At 70.5% G+C, this 17,295-nt stretch carries 15 protein-coding genes and 2 pseudogenes; 10 read left to right on the forward strand and 7 right to left on the reverse strand.

Annotated features, from left to right (window positions below; all coding sequences use genetic code 11):
• Window positions 1-65 precede the first annotated feature (65 nt).
• On the forward strand, window positions 66-236 hold the full coding sequence (locus ACIBB8_RS19710; protein ID WP_398953751.1) for a hypothetical protein: 171 nt from the start codon (window positions 66-68) through the stop codon (window positions 234-236).
• Window positions 233-865, forward strand: coding sequence for a histidine phosphatase family protein (locus ACIBB8_RS19715; RefSeq protein WP_398953753.1), 633 nt, complete (start codon window positions 233-235; stop codon window positions 863-865). Before ACIBB8_RS19710 ends, ACIBB8_RS19715 begins: the two co-directional genes overlap by 4 nt.
• Here the strand turns inward: ACIBB8_RS19715 and ACIBB8_RS19720 are convergent.
• Together ACIBB8_RS19720 and ACIBB8_RS19725 are read right to left on the reverse strand one after the other, a co-directional pair.
• On the reverse strand, window positions 855-2,270 hold the full coding sequence (locus ACIBB8_RS19720; RefSeq protein ID WP_398953755.1) for an amino acid permease: 1,416 nt from the start codon (window positions 2,268-2,270) through the stop codon (window positions 855-857). The two genes, ACIBB8_RS19715 and ACIBB8_RS19720, sit on opposite strands and share 11 nt — an antisense overlap.
• Before the next feature lie 148 nt (window positions 2,271-2,418).
• Window positions 2,419-3,822, reverse strand: a complete 1,404-nt coding sequence (locus ACIBB8_RS19725; protein WP_398953914.1) for an amino acid permease — start codon at window positions 3,820-3,822, stop codon at window positions 2,419-2,421.
• Window positions 3,823-4,117: 295 nt separating this feature from the next.
• Here ACIBB8_RS19725 and ACIBB8_RS19730 point away from each other — a divergent pair, with 295 nt between their 5' ends.
• Window positions 4,118-4,714, forward strand: a complete 597-nt coding sequence (locus ACIBB8_RS19730; RefSeq protein WP_398953757.1) for a biotin transporter BioY — start codon at window positions 4,118-4,120, stop codon at window positions 4,712-4,714.
• A 290-nt stretch (window positions 4,715-5,004) separates the two neighbouring features.
• Here the strand turns inward: ACIBB8_RS19730 and ACIBB8_RS19735 are convergent.
• Both ACIBB8_RS19735 and ACIBB8_RS19740 read right to left on the reverse strand, forming a co-directional pair.
• Window positions 5,005-5,292, reverse strand: a pseudogene (locus ACIBB8_RS19735) (FAD-binding protein); the annotation flags it as partial.
• A gap of 61 nt (window positions 5,293-5,353) precedes the next feature.
• A complete protein-coding gene (locus tag ACIBB8_RS19740) occupies window positions 5,354-6,817 on the reverse strand; it encodes an amino acid permease (RefSeq protein WP_398953759.1) in 1,464 nt (487 codons plus the stop codon).
• Window positions 6,818-7,049: 232 nt separating this feature from the next.
• Here ACIBB8_RS19740 and ACIBB8_RS19745 point away from each other — a divergent pair, with 232 nt between their 5' ends.
• Window positions 7,050-7,538: a ribose-5-phosphate isomerase gene (locus ACIBB8_RS19745; protein WP_366692298.1), complete on the forward strand. Its 489-nt coding sequence runs from the start codon at window positions 7,050-7,052 to the stop codon at window positions 7,536-7,538.
• Window positions 7,539-7,615: 77 nt separating this feature from the next.
• On the forward strand, window positions 7,616-8,425 hold the full coding sequence (locus ACIBB8_RS19750; RefSeq protein ID WP_398953763.1) for an Fpg/Nei family DNA glycosylase: 810 nt from the start codon (window positions 7,616-7,618) through the stop codon (window positions 8,423-8,425).
• 152 nt (window positions 8,426-8,577) lie between these two features.
• On the opposite strand, the gene ACIBB8_RS19755 is transcribed toward ACIBB8_RS19750, so the two are convergent.
• A complete protein-coding gene (locus ACIBB8_RS19755) occupies window positions 8,578-9,810 on the reverse strand; it encodes a GNAT family N-acetyltransferase (RefSeq protein WP_398953765.1) in 1,233 nt (410 codons plus the stop codon).
• Between the two features lie 105 nt (window positions 9,811-9,915).
• On the opposite strand from ACIBB8_RS19755, the gene ACIBB8_RS19760 reads away from it, so the two are divergent.
• Window positions 9,916-11,061 (forward strand): PP2C family protein-serine/threonine phosphatase, encoded by a 1,146-nt coding sequence (locus ACIBB8_RS19760; RefSeq protein WP_398953767.1) that lies wholly within the window; start codon window positions 9,916-9,918, stop codon window positions 11,059-11,061.
• Here ACIBB8_RS19760 and ACIBB8_RS19765 read toward each other — a convergent pair.
• Window positions 11,018-11,491 (reverse strand): annotated as a pseudogene (locus ACIBB8_RS19765) (hypothetical protein); the annotation flags it as partial. The gene ACIBB8_RS19760 and the pseudogene ACIBB8_RS19765 sit on opposite strands and share 44 nt — an antisense overlap.
• 108 nt (window positions 11,492-11,599) lie before the next feature.
• Here ACIBB8_RS19765 and ACIBB8_RS19770 point away from each other — a divergent pair.
• Genes ACIBB8_RS19770 through ACIBB8_RS19780 form a run of 3 tightly spaced genes read left to right on the forward strand, consistent with a single transcriptional unit; the run spans window position 11,600 to window position 15,435 of the window.
• Window positions 11,600-12,436, forward strand: coding sequence for an ABC transporter ATP-binding protein (locus ACIBB8_RS19770; RefSeq protein WP_398953770.1), 837 nt, complete (start codon window positions 11,600-11,602; stop codon window positions 12,434-12,436).
• Window positions 12,436-14,919: an FtsX-like permease family protein gene (locus ACIBB8_RS19775; protein ID WP_398953773.1), complete on the forward strand. Its 2,484-nt coding sequence runs from the start codon at window positions 12,436-12,438 to the stop codon at window positions 14,917-14,919. Before ACIBB8_RS19770 ends, ACIBB8_RS19775 begins: the two co-directional genes overlap by 1 nt.
• A gap of 9 nt (window positions 14,920-14,928) precedes the next feature.
• On the forward strand, window positions 14,929-15,435 hold the full coding sequence (locus ACIBB8_RS19780; protein WP_398953776.1) for an HD domain-containing protein: 507 nt from the start codon (window positions 14,929-14,931) through the stop codon (window positions 15,433-15,435).
• Between the two features lie 6 nt (window positions 15,436-15,441).
• Here the strand turns inward: ACIBB8_RS19780 and ACIBB8_RS19785 are convergent, their stop codons facing one another.
• A complete protein-coding gene (locus ACIBB8_RS19785) occupies window positions 15,442-16,596 on the reverse strand; it encodes an acyltransferase family protein (RefSeq protein WP_398953778.1) in 1,155 nt (384 codons plus the stop codon).
• A 480-nt stretch (window positions 16,597-17,076) separates the two neighbouring features.
• Between ACIBB8_RS19785 and ACIBB8_RS19790 the strand changes: the two genes are divergently transcribed.
• On the forward strand, window positions 17,077-17,271 hold the full coding sequence (locus ACIBB8_RS19790; protein ID WP_398953780.1) for a hypothetical protein: 195 nt from the start codon (window positions 17,077-17,079) through the stop codon (window positions 17,269-17,271).
• Window positions 17,272-17,295 lie beyond the last annotated feature (24 nt).

The raw sequence follows: 17,295 nt of genomic DNA on the forward strand, positions 1-17,295 counted from the left end.
CTGTTGTTATTGCAACCTATGTGCAAATGAAGGCTAGCAGGAGGAAGGGGGGGTGCGGTGCGGGGATGCGACCCGCGGGCCACATGGCCGGAATCCGGCAGGTCCTGCGCCTCGATACGGCGCGCACTGCCCGCCACACGGAGCCGTACCTCAAGCTGGTGGACGAACTGGAACGGCGGGGCCGGCTGTCCGGAGCGCTCGCCACCCGCGCCCGGTCCCGAACGGAGAGCCGATGACCACCAGCCCGACCACCTTGTTCCTCGCCCGGCACGGACAGACCGTGTGGCATGCCGAGCACCGCTACGCCGGGGTCAGTGACGTAGCCCTCACCGACGAGGGGCGCCGCCAAGCCGAACAGTTGGCGCAGTGGGCGTTGCGGCACCGGGTCGACGCGATCTGGACGTCGACCCTCACCCGTGCCATCGAGACCGCCCAACCCGCCTGCTGGGCGCTCGACCTCGTACCCGGACGCGCACCCGATCTGCGCGAGTGCGACTTCGGGACGGTGGAGGGGCGCACTCTCGCCGAGTTCGCCGCCGAGGACCCGGAACGGGCGGAGGCGTTCCGGGCCGACCCGGTGATCAACGCCTTCCCCGGGGCCGAGGACCCGCGCGTGGCGGCGGCCCGGGGAACGATGGCGCTGCGCCGGATCGCGGCCGGCCATCCGGGGCAGCGGGTCCTCGTCGTCGCGCACAACACGCTGCTGCGGCTGGTGCTGTGCGAACTGCTGTCGATCCCGCTCGGCGCCTACCGCCGCGTCTTTCCGCAGCTGCGGAACGCGGCGGTGAGCGAGGTGCGGCTGGGGGAGGAGGGTGGCGCGCTGCTCTCCCTCAATGTGCCGTGCGCACCGGACGTCAGCCCGTGACGGCCGCGGCCCGCCGCTGTCGTACGACACCGATCACGATGAGTACGGCGGTCAGCAGACCGGTCGCCAGCAGCTGGTCACGCGTTTCGGGCCGGCCCAGCATCAGCAGGAAGATGCCGGCCATGGCCAGCAGCGCCAGCACCGTCCCCACCGGGAACAGCCACATCCGTACCACCAGCTTCTCGGGTGCCTCGCGCTCCAGCCGGGTACGCAGCACCAGCTGCGAGGCCGCGATGAAGATCCAGACGACCAGGATCACCGCGCCGATCATGTTGAGCAGCCAGGGGAAGACATCGTCCGGCCGCCAGTAGCTGAGCAGCACACAGAGGAAACCGAAGACGGACGACACGAGAACCGCGTTGCGGGGCACGCCGGAGGTGACCCTGCCGAGCCGCTGCGGGCCCTGGCCGCGGGCGACCAGTGAGCAGGCCATGCGCGAGGCGCCGTAGATGTTCGCGTTCATCGCGGAGAGCAGCGCGACCAGGATGACCACATTCATGATCTCCGCGGCGCCGCTGATGCCGAGGTGGTCGAGGGTCGCGTAGAACGGGCCGACCGTGGCGACCTTCGGGTCGTCCCACGGCACGAGCGTGACGATGACCGTCATCGAACCGACGTAGAACAGCGCGATCCGCCACATCGCCGTCCGTACCGCCTTCGCGACGCCCTGTACCGGGTTCTCGGACTCGGCCGCTGCGATGGTGACCGTCTCCAGACCGCCGTACGCGAAGACCGAGGCCAGCAGCCCGATGATGAAGCCGTTGGAGCCGTTCGGCAGGAACCCGCCATCGCCGGTGAGATTGGCAAGGCCGGGGGCGTCCGTGCCGGGCAGCACGCCGAGGATCGCCAGCACACCCAGCACCAGGAAGAGCGTGATCGCGGCGACCTTGAGCGCGGCGAACCAGAACTCGAACTCGCCGAAGTTCTTCACGGCGGCCAGGTTCGTGCCGAGGAAGACCGCCATGAACAGCGCGACCCAGGCCCACTCCGGGGTGCCGGGCAGCCAGCCGGTGACGATCTTCGCGGCGCCGATCCCCTCAAGACCGACGGCGACACAGAGCAGCACCCAGAACGCCCACCCGGCGGTGAACCCGGCCCATGGTCCGATCGCCCGTTCCGCATGGACGGAGAACGAGCCGGATGCCGGATTGGCGGCGGACATCTCGCCGAGCATGCGCATCACGAACATGACCAGCAGTCCGGAGATGGCGTAGGCGAGGACGATCGAGGGCCCGGCGGAGGCGATACCGGCGCCGGAGCCGACGAACAGCCCGGCACCGATGACGCCGCCGAGGGCGATCATCGACAGATGGCGCTGCTTGAGTCCATGGGTGAGGGCGGAGTCGACCGGGGCCGCGGAGACGTCGGAGCCGGCGGTGGGGGGAGACGCGGAGGTCCGAGACATGGACGCCCTCTGTTCGGTAGCTGAGACGGTGGACGAGGCCAACAGTCTGTCCGCGCCCCCCGCTCAGAGGGAACAGCTGTCCGCTATACGGGCACCGGGCTCACCCATGGTGCACACGCGCGCACGCACCCGCGACGGCTCGGTCCCGTCAGCCCCGGCGCCGGTCCCGCACCTCCCGCGCCAGCGCCACGAGCAGCATCAGGCAGGTCGCCCCCGTCGACCACAGCACCTGCGGCCGCGCCACGTCATCGGTCAGCATCAGCACGAGCACGGCCCCCAGCGCGACCAGGGTCAGCCAGGTCAGCCAGGGGAAGAACCACATCCGCAGCGTCAGGGCCTCGGGCGCCTCCCGTTCGATACGGCGGCGCAGCCGCAGTTGGGACGCGGCGATCAGCCCCCATACGAACAGCAGCACCGCGCCCACCGAGTTGAGCAGATAGAGGAAGACGGAGTCGGGCCACTTCAGATTGAGGAGTACGGAGACGAAGCCGAAGGCGACCGAGGCGAGCACCGCCCGCCGTGGCACCCCGCCCTCGCCGCCTCGGCCGCCCGACACCTTGAGCAGCCCGCGCGGCCCCTCGCCGCGCTCGGCCAGCGAGAAGATCATCCGGGACGAGCCGTAGAGATTGGCGTTCAGTGCGGAGAGCAGCGCCACGAACACCACGATGTTCATGATCTGCCCGGCCGACGGCACCCCGATCGCGTCCAGGACCTTGACGTACGGGCTCAGACCGGCCTGCTGCGCGGTCCACGGCAGCACCGTCACGATCACCAGCATCGACCCGACGTAGAAGAAGAGGATGCGCACGACCGCGCTGCGCACGGCGCGTCCCACCGCGCGCGCCGGATCGTCGGTCTCGGCCGCCGCGATCGTCAGGACCTCCAGTCCGCCGAACGCGAAGACGACGGTCAGGACACCGGACACGACCCCGGCCCAGCCGTTCGGCAGGAAACCGCCCTGGCCGGTCAGGTTGGTCAGTCCTACCGGATCCGTGTCCGGGAGCAGACCGAAAATGGCCAGCAGCCCGAGCACGAGGAAGATCACGATCGCGGCGACCTTGAGCGCGGCGAACCAGAACTCGAACTCGCCGAAGTTCTTCACCGCGGTCAGATTGGCGACGGTGAACACCACCATGAACACCAGTACCCAGGCCCACTGGGCCACGGCCGGCACCCAGCCGTGGGCGATCGTCGCGGCAGCGGTCGCCTCCACGGCGAGGACGATCACCAGCAGGAACCAGTAGAGCCAGCCCACACTGAACCCGGCCCACCGGCCGAGCGCCCGCTCCGCATGGACGGAGAACGAACCGGAGGCGGGTATCGCGGCCGACATCTCGCCGAGCATCCGCATCACCAGCATCGCGAGGCCGCCCGCGATCAGATACGACACGACGATGGCCGGGCCCGCGACGGCGATCCCGGCGCCCGAACCCACGAAGAGCCCGGCGCCGATCACCCCGCCCAGTCCGAGCATCGTCAGATGGCGCTGTTTCAGCCCGTGCGCCAGCGGTTCCGGCTGCCTGGGCTCCGTGGGGGGAGGGGCGTCATGCATGGGGGTGCGGATCACTCTCGGATCATTCAACGGGTCCGGTAGCTGGGGGGAGGACCCTCTTATGGGGAATCTACAGTCTCACGTTGCAGGGCCTCGCCCGGCGGACAGCCCCCTCCCCGCCCTCACCTCAGTGACAAGCATCACGCCGCCGTGTGATTGCTCACCGGCCTTTGTGTGAACCCCACCAAGCCGTCAAGCGACGCTTTGTGGGTGGCTGATGGTGATCGAGCTTTCACCCGTGGGCTAACGTCAGCCTCAGTCTGTCCCCACCTGCCCTCACCATCGCGGAGTCCCGATGAGCACTGCTGCCGCCGCCCCCGTCCGTACCGGAGCGGTCCTCGCCGACCTGCTGCCCGCAGCCCGGCACCGCTACGCCGTCGACACGGCTCTGGTGGTCGGCGGCGCCGCGCTCACCGGCATCGCGGCCCAGATAGCCGTCCCGGTCCCCGGCTCCCCGGTCCCCGTCACCGGCCAGACCTTCGCCGCGCTCCTCGTCGGCACTGCCCTCGGCGCCCGTCGTGGCTTCCTCTCCCTGGCCGTGTACGCGCTCGTTGGCATGGCGGGCATGCCGTGGTTCGCGGGCGGCAGCTCCGGCGCGGGCGGTGCCTCGTTCGGTTACATCCTCGGCATGCTGCTCGCCGCCACCGTGGTCGGCGGCCTCGCCCGCCGCGGCGGCGACCGCTCGGTGCTGCGCACGGCGGGCACGATGGTGCTCGGCTCCGCGATCATCTACGCGGTCGGTGTCCCGTACCTGGCGCTCTCCACGGGGATGTCGGCGAGCGCCGCGATCGCGGCGGGCCTGGTGCCGTTCCTGCTCGGTGACGCGCTGAAGGCGGCCCTGGCGATGGGCGCGCTGCCCGCCGCCTGGAAGCTCGTCGGCCGCCGCGGCTGATTGGGCGCTTTCGCCAGCCCCTCCGAAGAGGCTCGCCGGGTCGTACTGCGACACACACCGGCGGGCCTCTTCCGCGTCCGCTCGTCGTGGAATCCCCCGGTACGGTCCCCGCCGCCGGTGTACCCGAACGTACGGCCCAGCACTCCGAGTCCGCTGCCCAGCGGGTACGAGACGGCGCCGACGCCGGGCGCGGAGCCGTTCAGCGCCGGCGAGGCCGTGCGCGGCGGCGGCCTCGACGCCCTGGCCCCAGCGCTCCCCGCCCCGATCCGGGCGGTCCCGGCGGCGTCGACGCGTACGTCGTCCATCCGGCGCGTACTGATCAGCACCCCGCCGTCGGCGGCGTCGGCCAGACCATGCCCGGTGGCCCGGACGGCGACAGGCCGTCCGCGGGCGGCGGCGTACACGACGGCGGCCCGGACCTCGTCGGCACTGGTGGCGCCGACGAGGTCCGGGCCGGAGCGTGAAACCGGTCGGGAAGCCGGCCGGTTCCTCCGTGCATCCGGGGTCGCCGGGGCGGAAGGTGAACCGGGCGGGCACCTGGTCGTTCCTGGGGAGGCTCTCCGTTCGCCCGGTGACATCCGGTGGGAGAGAGCCTCCCCGGTATACCTGACATCGGCCGTCAGGCAGCGACGGGCTCGGTCAGGCGTCGGCGGTCGCGTCCGCCGTGACCGCTCCGCTCCTGCGCTGCCGGACCTCACGTACGAGCGAGATCCCCACCACGATCGCCGCGACGAGCAGCGAGAGCAGCACCTGCTCACGGCCGCTGTCGTCGGTCAGCATGTAGACCAGCACGAACGAGATCATCGCGATGGTCGCCCAGGTCAGATACGGGAAGAGCCACATCCGTACGACCAGCTTCTCCGGCGACTCGCGCAGGATGATGCCCCGCATGCGCAGCTGGGTGAAGCAGATGACCAGCCAGACGAACAGGGCGACCGCACCGGACGAGTTCAGCAGGAACTGGAAGACGGTGTCCGGCCACTGGTAGTTGAAGAACACGGCGACGAAGCCGAAGACGACGGAGGACAGGATGGCCGCCTGCGGCACGCCCCGCTTGTTCGTCCGGGCGAACGCCTTCGGCGCGTCACCGCGGCCGCCGAGCGAGAACGCCATCCGCGAGGCCGTGTAGAGGCCGGAGTTGAGGCAGGACAGCACGGCCGTGAGCACGATGACGTCCATCACCTGGCCGGCGTGCGGGATACCGATCGAGTTCAGTGCGGCGACATAGCTGCCGTCCTTGAGGATCGACGGGTCGTTCCACGGCAGCAGCGTCAGCACGACGAAGATCGAGCCCAGGTAGAAGACGGCGATCCGCCAGATCACGCTGTTGGTGGCCTTCTGGACGGCGCGCTGCGGGTTCTCCGACTCGCCGGCCGCCAGCGTCACGATCTCGCTGCCCATGAACGAGAAGACGACCATCAGCACACCGGTGAGAATGGCGCCCGGCCCCTTGGGGAAGAACCCGCCGGTGTCCGTGAGATGCGCGAGCCCCGCGCCGGGGTTGTCCGAACCGGGCAGCACCCCGAAGACGGCGAGCAGTCCGACGACGACGAACGCGCCGATCGCCACGACCTTGATCCCGGCGAACCAGAACTCGAACTCCCCGTACGAAGAGACCGAGACCAGGTTCGTCGCGGTGAGCACCACCATCACGATCAGCGCCCACGCCCACTGCGGGACGCCCGGCACCCAGCCCTCCAGGATCTTGGCACCCGCCGTGGCTTCGACGGCGAGCACCACGACCCAGAAGAACCAGTACAGCCAGCCGATCGAGAAGCCGGCCCAGCGGCCGAGGGCCTGGTCGGCGTATGCGGAGAAGGAGCCCGAGCTCGGACGGGCCGCGGCCATTTCGCCGAGCATGCGCATCACGAAGACGACCATGAGGCCGACCAGCGCGTACGACAGCAGGATGGCGGGTCCCGCGGCGGCGATACCTGCGCCGGAGCCTACGAAGAGGCCGGCGCCGATCACCCCGCCGATGGCGATCATCGAGAGGTGCCGGTTCTTGAGACCGGCCTGGAGCCCGTCGGAGGAGCCCGGCTTGTCCGCCTGGTCCGGCTCGCCGGGCTGGTGGCCCGGCCCTGCCAGAGTCGTCTGCGTCATGGATCGAATCCTTATTTTTTGGATCACTCAGTTCCGTGGTTGTGCCGCTGCACGGTGGTGCGGCGGCAGAGTCTCAGCATTGAAGCCTGTGGAACCTCGGAGCGGAACCCCTTATTCCGGATTGACTCGAGTGGGATTGCCCACACACCCCGCGCGACAGGCTCTCAGCCCGGCCCGGAGGGTCCCGACCCCGATGACGGCTACCCGGCGCCGCGCATGCCACACTCGGAACATGCGCGTGTACCTCGGCTCCGACCATGCCGGCTTCGAACTCAAGAACCACCTCGTCGAGTGGCTCACGGCCCAGGGCCACGAAGCCGTCGACTGTGGCCCCCACATCTACGACGCCCAGGACGACTACCCGCCGTTCTGCCTTCGCGCCGCCGAGAGGACGGCCGCGGACGCGGGCAGCCTCGGCATCGTGATCGGCGGCTCCGGCAACGGTGAGCAGATCGCCGCCAACAAGGTGAAGGGCGTACGCGCCGCACTCGCCTGGAGCGAGCAGACCGCCGCGCTCGGCCGCGAGCACAACAACGCCAACGTGGTGGCCATCGGTGGCCGGATGCACACGGTGGAGGAGTCGACGAAGTTCGTCGAGATCTTCCTCGCTACGCCGTACTCCGGTGAGGAGCGTCACACCCGTCGCATTGAGATGCTGACGGCGTACGAGACGACGGGCGAGCTTCCCCCGATCCCCGCCCACCACCCGCAGCAGGGCTGACCGCCCCACATCCCCTGTGCCGCCGGCCCGCCCGGCGGCACAGCCATGTCCCGACCCGACCGAGGAGAACCACCGCCGTGCCCGAGGGACACACGATCCACCGCCTGGCCGCGGACTATCGCGACCGGTTCGTGGGCGGGCCGGTGCGGGTGAGCAGCCCGCAGGGCCGGTTCTCGGACAGCGCGGCGCTCCTCGACGGCCGTGCGTTCACCGGCGTCGACGCGCACGGCAAGCACCTGTTCCTCGGTTTCGAGGACTTCGGCTGGGTCCACATCCACCTGGGACTGTTCGGCAAGCTCCACTTCGGTACGGCACCGGTACCGCCGCCCACTGACACGGTCCGCCTGCGCCTGGCCAACGACGAACACCACGCGGATCTGCGCGGTCCGACCACCTGTGCCCTGATCACGGAACCCGAGAAGCGCGCGATACACGACCGGCTGGGCCCGGACCCGCTACGGACCGACGAGGACGGCGAACGCGCCTGGCAGCGGATCTCGCGCAGCCGCATCACCGTCGCCGCCCTGCTGATGGACCAGAAGGTCATCGCCGGCGTCGGCAACGTCTACCGCGCCGAGGTCCTCTTCCGCCACGGCATCGACCCGTACCGGCCGGGCAAGGACCTCACCCGTGCGGAGTGGGACGCGATGTGGGACGACCTGGTGATGCTGATGCGCGAGGGTGTGCGGAACAACCGCATCGACACGGTCCGCCCCGAGCACCTTCCCGAGGCGATGGGCCGCGCGCCGCGGGTGGACGACCACGGGGGCGAGGTGTACGTGTACCGCCGGACGCACCAGCCGTGCCACATCTGCGGTACGGAGGTCCGCACGGCGGACCTGGCAGCCCGCAACCTCTTCTGGTGCCCCGCCTGCCAGCCGCACTAGCCAGTGCCTGTCCCGGCAAGCTCTGCCCCGTCGCGCCGCCCGGCACGCCCGCTCGCGGCGTTGGCCACAAGCCCTTGTAGCGGAGCTATCAGGGCTTCCGGCCGCCTTGCATCGCACGCACCGGACGACACTCCTCACGGGGCACACACGCCCTAGAACCCCCGCGGCAGCCACGGCTCCACCGCCGAGGAGAACGCCAGCGAGGCCTCGTCGACCGCTCCCGCCCGCAACTCCCGTACCCGGCCCGCCCGCGCCAGCGAGATCACCGATGTGCCGCCCAGGTACGCCGCCCCCAGCTCCCGCACCGAAAGCGCCAGATCCGCGGGGTCGTCCGTCCGCTTGCACGACGCTCCGCCCTTCGCGTCGGCCGTCAGCCGCCAACGCCCCTCGTTCCAGGGGCAGAACGCGTCCGTCACCTCGAACACCACGTCCACCGGCGCCCGGTACGCCCGCGCCTCCAGCGCCGCGCCCAGTTCCACCAGCCGTACGTACAGCCCGTCGCGCACCTTGATGTTGCACCGCCGGACGTCCGAGACGAGATGCAGGAGGGCATCGTCGGCCGGCCGGTTCCGTGCCTCGACCGTCGACGTCAGGTCGATCCCGAAGAGGAACCGCCAGAGCGCCGCGTACGCCGCCGGGTCGAGGCCCGACACTTCCTCCACCACGATCCGGCCCCTGGGGACCCCACCATCCCAGGCCGGCTTGTTGCGGAAGGTCGCATACCCGACCACCCCACTGTCCCGTTCCGCCAGCACGCACTGGAGCGGCGACGCCCCCTGCCGCGCACCCCCCGGGGCGAGCACCGCCTGCCGCTCCCAGCCGGGACCGCGCGCCGGTGCGCCCGGCCGCCCTGCCAGCAGTTGCTCGTACACGCCGTCGATCGTGGCGAGCGCCTCGTCCGGCTTCGCGTACCGCAGGCGGATCCCGTCCGTGCCGTCCGGCACCGTCAGCCCCACCCGGTCCGTGTCGATCTCCAGCGACATCTGCTTCGTGGCCGCCCCGTACCCGAACCGGCCGTAGATCGCGGGCTCCGAAGCCGCCAGCACGGCGAGCGGTTCACCCAGGGCCCGCACGTCGTCGAGCTGGCGCCGCATCATCGAGGTCAGCAGTCCGCGCCTGCGGTGCGTGGCCGCGACGCTCACCATCGTCACCCCTGCCGCAGGCACCAGCGCCCCGCCCGGTACGGGCAGCCGGAAGCTGAACGCACCCGCCGTACCGACCACGTCCGAGCCGTCCCAGATGCCGATCGACCGCTCGTGCTCGGTCAGCGCGTTCCAGAGTTCGCGTTCCTCCGGGGACTCGGCGACACCGCCGAAGGCGAGTTCCAGACTCTCGAACCACTCGTTCCATTCGGACGGACGCAGCACCCGCAACTCAGTAGTCATATGCCATGCCTACCAGGGGTACGGCAGACGGGCGACCCGTTTTCGAACACATTGTCACAGGGGTCCCCCTGCACCGGAGGCGCCCGGGTGGATAAGGTCCGAGCAATGGCCCGTCGCGCAAGAGCAGACTCGTACCCGGCCCGATTGCGGAAATCGGCGCACCGGGCACGCATAGCGCTGCGCAAATCCGGGGTCGACTACTTCCGTGGCGACGGCTCCGACTGGATCGCTCTGGCCGGGCTGCTGCTCACCGTCCCGGCGATCACCTGCGGCACGCTGCTGAACGCGGTGTGGTGCGCCCCGGCCGCGCTCGTGCTGCCGATCGTCGCGGGCGGTCTGCTGCTGCGGCCGGCCAGTCTGCTGGGGCTGTACGCGACCGCTGCCGCGGCGCTGATCGTGGAGTCCATCGCGCTCGGCCCGTACGGACAGGGTTCGGCCCGGGTCACCCCGGGCACCGTCCTGGTCGTCGCGGCCTGCGGCTTCTTCGGTCTGATCCTCGCCCAGTTCCGGGCCAGGGTCGGAGTCCCCTGGCGACGCGGCGGCACCATGCTCTTCGACCTGCGCGAACGTATCCGGGTGCAGAGCGCCCTGCCACGCCTGCCGCAGGGCTGGCACCGGGAGATGGCGCTGCGCCCCGCGGGGGGCCAGTCGTTCTCCGGCGACTTCGTCGTCGCGGCCCGCACCAACGGCGGCCGCACCCTGGAGGTCGTCCTCACCGATGTGTCCGGCAAGGGCATGGACGCGGGTTCCCGCGCCCTGCTGCTGTCCGGTGCCTTCGGCGGTCTCCTCGGCTCACTGCCACCGCACGGCTTCCTGCCCGCGGCCAATGGCTATCTGCTCCGCCAGGACTGGGACGAGGGCTTCGCCACCTCGATCCACCTGGTGCTGGACCTGGAATCGGGTGACTACGAGCTCCTCTCCGCGGGCCACCCGCCCGCCGTGCAGCTGCACGCGGGAAGCGGCCACTGGGAGGAGATGGCCGCGGAGGGCCCGCTGCTCGGCGTGTACGACGGGGCGCAGTTCGACGCGGTGAAGGGCTCGCTGGCCCCCGGTGACGTCCTGATGCTGTTCACGGACGGTTTGGTGGAGACGTCCGAGCGGGACATCACGGAGGGTATCGACCGGCTGACCGGCGAGGCGGACCGCTATGTCCTCACCGGCTTCGAGGGCGCGGCCTGGCATCTGATCGAGGCGTGTGCGAAGGATGTCAACGACGACCGGGCGCTGCTGCTCCTGTCCCGCCGCCACTGAACCGTTTGCCACCGCCCCGAACCGGGCTTCCGTCAAGGGAAGTCGACCCGTCACCCGAATGTGGGGCACGGCCGCTCTCCGGGTGCGGGACGCGATGGCCCGCACCCGGAGAGCGGCTGACCCGCTCAGGGCCCTGGCAGGACCGGGCCGGCCAGTGGGACCGCCCGGCGGCCAGTGGTGCGAGGACGGCGAGGACCAGGACACAGCCGGCGACGAACGGGGAGAGCCGTTCGTCCAGCCCCGCGCCTGCGGCCACCGTGGCGAGGATGAGCGCGAACTCGCCGCGGGCCGGCAGCGTGGTGGAGATGCTCGCCGTGGCCCTCGGGCCGAAGGCGTACACCGTGGCGGTGGCCATCCCGTCGAACACGTTCATGGCGAGCGTCACCGCGGCGGCGGCCGGCACCGGCCAGAGCCCTGGTGGGGTTTGCCCCACCCCCGATCCGCCAGCAGCCGCCATGGTTTTGGCCCACCCGTGATCCGTAGGTTCAAAGGCACCGAGCGACACCCGCTCGCGAAGGGCTACGGAAGGCGGGACACCATGGGACTGCGACGCACCAGGCAGGGCGCGCAGGACGGGCAGCACACGGCGCACACCGATGAGGGGCACGGCTCCTCGGACATGGCCGTCGAACTGCGCGGTGTCCGGCGGCAGTACGGGCGCGGCGCATCCGCCGTCCACGCCCTGCGTGGCATCGACCTCGCCCTGCCGCGCGCCACGTTCACCGCCGTGATGGGCCCCTCCGGCTCCGGCAAGTCGACCTTCCTGCAGTGCGCGGCCGGGCTCGACCGCCCCACCGAGGGCTCCGTACGCCTCGGCGGCACCGAGATCACCGGCATGAGCGAGAACAAGCTCACCGAGCTGCGCCGTACCCGCCTCGGCTTCGTCTTCCAGGCGTTCAACCTGCTCCCGTCGCTGACCGTCGAGCAGAACGTCGTCCTGCCGATGAGGCTCGCCGGCCGGCGCACCGGATCCGCCCGCAGCCGCCAAGAAGCCGCCGAGATGCTCGGCCGGGTCGGGCTCGGCGACAAGGGGAACCGCCGCCCCGGCCAGCTCTCCGGCGGTCAGCAGCAGCGCGTCGCCATCGCCCGTGCCCTGGTCACCCGCCCCGACGTGGTCTTCGCCGACGAACCGACCGGCGCGCTCGACACCACGACCGCGGCCGAGATCCTCGGCCTGCTGCGACACGCGGTGGACAGCCTCGGCGCGACCGTCGTGATGGTCACCCACGACCCCGCGGCCGCCGCCTACGCCGACCGTGTGCTGTTCCTCGCCGACGGTTCGATCGCGGACAGCCTGCCGCGTGCCCGCGCCGAGCAGATCGCCGCCCGGATGACCGCACTGACGGCCCCCGCCCACGTGGGAGCAGCAGCCTGATGTTCGCTCCGCACCTCCCGAACGGTCTCGCGCGCGCGGCCGTCCGCTTCAAGCCCTCCTCGTTCGTGGGGACCTTCGTCGCGCTCCTGATGGCATCGGCGATCGTCTCCGCCTGCGGCATTTTCCTGGAGACCGGAATCCGTGCCTCCGTACCAGCCGAGCGCTATGCGAAGGCGCCGGTGCTCGTCGCCGCGGACCAGCAGGCGCATCTGCGGACCGGCAGTGGCGAGGACGCATCCGACGGGACGACCCCGCTCCCGGACACCGCACGGCTGCCCGAAGCCCTGGTACGGAAGGCCGCCGCGGTTCCGGGCGCGGCAACCGCGATCGGCGACGTCACCTTCCGCGTACACCTGGACCGCACACCCTTGACCGCACATGGCTGGGGATCCGCCGTCCTCACCGGGACACGGCTGCTCACCGGCGACGCACCGGAAGCCGGCGACGTCGTCGTTCCCACCGGCGCCAAGGGCCGCGTCGGAGACCGCATCGCCCTGGACACCCCGGCAGGCGTACGGGACTTCCGCATCTCGGGCACGACCGACGCCGCGGCAGGCACTGCCTGGTTCACCGATCAGCAGGCCGTCGCCCTCTCCGGACACCCCGGCCGCGTCGACGCCATCGCCGTGCTCGCCGCCCCCGGCACCCCCACCGCCACCCTCGCCGACCAGGTCACCCGGGCCGTCGGCCGCACCGCAGCCGCCCGGGTGCACACCGGCGACGACCGCGGCGCCGCAGAGGACACCGGGCTGGCCGGAGCCAAGGAGCTCCTCACCGGAATCGGCGGCTCCTTCGGAGGGGTCGCCACCATGGTCGCCGTGTTCACCGCAGCGGGTACCGTCGCCCTCTCCGTCGGCCAGCGCAGCCGCGAATTCGCCCTGCTGCGCGCCATCGGCGCCACCCCGCGCCAACTGCGCCGCACCATTGCCACCGAGTCCCTGCTGGTAGCTCCACTCGCCGGAGCCGTCGGCTGCCTGCCCGGAATCGCCCTGGCCCACTGGTGGTTCGGCCAACTCCGGGCGAAGGGCGCCGTCCCGGACGCCGTCGTCCTGCACATCTCCTGGCTGCCGCTCACCGTCGCCACGGCCACCACCATGGTCACCGCGCTGTGCGCCGGATACGCCGCCGCCCGCCGCCCCTCGAAGATCAAGCCGGGCCTCGCCCTCGCCCAGTCCGCTGTGGAACGCGCCCCGTTCGGCTGGATCCGTACACCGCTCGGCATCGCCGCCCTCATCGGCGGTGCGCTCTTCGCGGGCTTCGCCGCCTCAGAGACCGGCGAGGACGCGGCCAACGCCGCGCTCGGCGTCGTCATGCTCTTCATGCTCGCGGTCGGACTGCTCGGCCCGCTGCTCGCCCGCCTCTGCGCCGCCGTCCTCGGTGTCCCGCTGCGTGCCACAGGGGCATCCGGTTCGCTGGCCGCCGCCAACTCCCTTACGAACTCACGTCGGCTGGCCTCCGCGATCACCCCGATCGTGCTCGCCATGGCCTTCGCCTCGACCCTCGTCTTCATGCACACCAGCGAGGAACGCGTGATCGCACACCAGCAGCGCGACGGCATCACCGCCGACCACATCGTCTCCGCCCCGACGGGGCTCGCCTCCGACGCGACCGCCCGCGCCGCCGCCACGCCCGGCGTCTCCACGGCCGTCGGACTGCTCCGCGCCTCCGTCCTGGTCCCCGTGGGCAGCGGCGGCGACCGGTGGCTGCAGAACGCGTCCGCCCAGGGCGTCATCGGATCGGGCCACGACCTCACCGAGGTCCAGGACCTCGACGTCCGTACGGGATCGCTCACCCGACTGCGCCCCGGCACGGTCGCCATCGACACCACACTCGCCGAATCGGCGCATGTCGCCACGGGCGACCGGCTCGTGCTGCGGCTGCCGGACGGCACGGGAGCATCCCCGCGGATCGTCGCCGTCTACGGCCGCGGCCTCGGTGTCTCGCTCGTCACCCTGCCCGAAGCCGACCTGCGGACCCATGTCACCTCGCCGTACGCCTCCGACGTCCTCGTACGGTCCACCCCGGCCGCCGCGCGGAAGCTCACCGCGCTCGGCACCGTCACCGACGCGTCCGGCTACGCCGCCGCACGGAGCCAGGACCGTGAGCTCAACGCCTGGGCCAACACCGTCATGGCCGCGGTTCTCAGCGGATTCGCCGCCGTCGCCGCCGTCAACACGCTGGTCATGACCGTCCTCGACCGCCGCCGCGAACTCGACATGCTCCGCCTTGTCGGTTCCACCCGCCGCCAGGTCATGGACATGATCCGCTGGGAGGCGCTGCTCGTCACGGTGGCCGGAATCGCGATCGGTACGGGCATCGCGCTGGCCACGCTCAATCCGATGATGAAGGGCCTGACCGGCGAAGCCCCGTACATTCCACCGGCGCTGTACGGGTCGTTCGTCGCCGCGACCGTCGGCCTCGGCCTCGCCGCGGTCACGCTGCCGGCCCGTGCCGCCCTGCGCCGGACAGCCGCACGTCCGTAGAGTCGGCCCATGCCCGCATCCCGCAGCAATCCGACCCTGGCCGAAGTCGAGGCGATCGCCCGTACGGCCCACGCGGATCAGAAGGACAAGGCCGGACGCCCGTACGCCGAACACCTCGCCGCCGTCGCGGAGGGCGTACGGGTCAGGGGCGGCACCGACGAACAGATCGCGGCGGCCTGGCTGCACGACGCCGTCGAGGACGAGGTGCTGTCCGAGGAGTGGCTGGCCCGCGCGGCCCTGCCGCAACAGGTCAAGGACATGGTCCTCGCCGTCACCAAACGGGACGGCGAGGACCTCGCCGCGTACACCCGGCGCATCCTCGCCACCCCAGGCACTCTGCTGATCAAGGAGTCCGACCTCGCGCACAACGCCGATCCGGACCGCCTTGCGGTACTGGACCCGGCGACGCGTACCCGGCTGACCGCGAAATATGCGCAGGTACGCGCGCTGCTCGGGCTCACCGCCGTCGCACCGCCCGCCGACCGTCCGGATCCGGCCAACACCGCGGGCGACTGAATCCACTCAGAGCCTGGTGGCGTGCTGCCGGAAGGCCCAGTCCATGTCCGGTTCGGTGGCGAAACGCAGCACCCGCCGTACGGGTGGCGTACACATCAGCGTCACCGCGGCGGCCGCGGCCAGGGAGACGAGGACCAGGCCGCCCGGCTCGGAGAGCCACGCGTACCGGTCGAACACCCCGGCGAAGCCGGCGCCCTTGATCAGGAACCCGTGCAGCAGATAGCCGCAGATCGTTCCGGCGCCCAGCCCCGTGAACCACATGCGGCGGCGCGGCACCCAGGCCAGGAACCCGGCGGTGAGCAGCAGCGCACAGCCGAACATCGCCAGCGTCATCACCGCACCCGACCACCACGGAGCGCCCATCTCCTGCACACTGCTGTTGCGGTAGAACCAGCCCAACTGCATCCGTGGCGCCGCCCAGTACGCGAACACGACGGCCCCGGCGAACAGCGGCAGCGCCAGTAGTCGCACCTTGCGCCGGTGCACCAACTGGAAGTGTTCGGGCTTCAGTTGGAGACCGAGCACGAAGAACGGCAGGAACTGCAGGACCCGCTGGAGATCGAGGCCGTCGCCGATCGTGGGGGAGAACGAGGCGAGTACGGCGATGACGAGCGCGACGGGCAGCGGATGGCGCAGCGCCTGCCACAGGGGCGTGGTGAGCCGCCAGATGAACAGCGCGCACAGGAACCAGGTGAGATACCAGGGGTCGAGCAGGCTGATCGCATGGTCCGGCGAGTCGCCCGCGTACCGCTTGAAGAGCGAGTACGCCGTCTCGAACACCACATAAGGCACGGCGACACCGGTGACCAGGCGTTTCACCTTCTTGGCGCTCAGGTCGAACGAGCGGGAGAAATAGCCGGAGACGATGATGAAGGCCGGCATGTGAAAGGTGTACGCGACCATGTACAGCGCACGGGTGGTCCGGCTCCCGTCCATCACGGGTTCCCATGAGTGCGCCACGGCGACCAGCACGATCGCCAGGTATTTGACGTTGTCGAAGTAGGCGTCGCGCCGCTTCGCGGGCTCGGCCGCAGGAGGCTTGTTCGCCACCGGTGCGGGGGCTGTCGCGGTGGTGATCCTGCCTCCGTCCGGTCTGGGGTCCGACTCCCGGGTCGCCGGGGAGATCGAGTCCCTCTGAAATACGTTCGGAGCGTGGAACATCTCAAACACCTTAGGCGCCTCGAATGCAATGCGTAAAACGGCTATCGGATATCGCGCGTTCCCGCTCATTCGAAAGTGAAACCATCGAAAAATGCCCGCTATGACCTGATTGATCCGCCTTGAAAGGTGCATATCGCCAGGCGGTTGAAGGGAGTGAATTTCGTCGCATCGAGGTCGATGAAATGCATGTGAATGATGTGTGTGGATATGGAAATCATCGCAGTCGCACGCTGTTTGATCCGGGTCCCGAACGGCCCCTGCGCCGCCCCGGGATGGTTCCGGTGGAGCGTGGGCAGGCGTGCCGGAAGGGTGGTGCGCCCCGCGCGCACGCGGGGCGTGAGGATGGCGAGATCCGGACAGTGTGATGCGTCACCTGGCAGCAACCGCGGGGGAGTTGATGGCACGATGGGCGTAACGGAGGAGCGCCGGGATGTGCTCCTCCGGGCCGGCAAGGCGGACCGACCAAGGGTGTGATCAGTCGTGGCCATTTCACTGTCTGTGGTGCTGATGTTGGCGATCATCCTGGTGGTCCTGATCCGCAGCGGCTCCATCAAGGCCGGACCCGCGGTCGTCGCGGTGCTCTTCGGCTTCTTCCTGGCATCGACCGGCATGGCGCCGTCGATTCAAAGGTTCATGAACTCGATAGCGGAGACGATCAGCAACATCTCCTTCTGACGCACCGTCGGCCGGCCCTGTGGG

Source organism: Streptomyces sp. NPDC051286, from assembly GCF_044455345.1.
Lineage (GTDB): Bacteria > Actinomycetota > Actinomycetes > Streptomycetales > Streptomycetaceae > Streptomyces.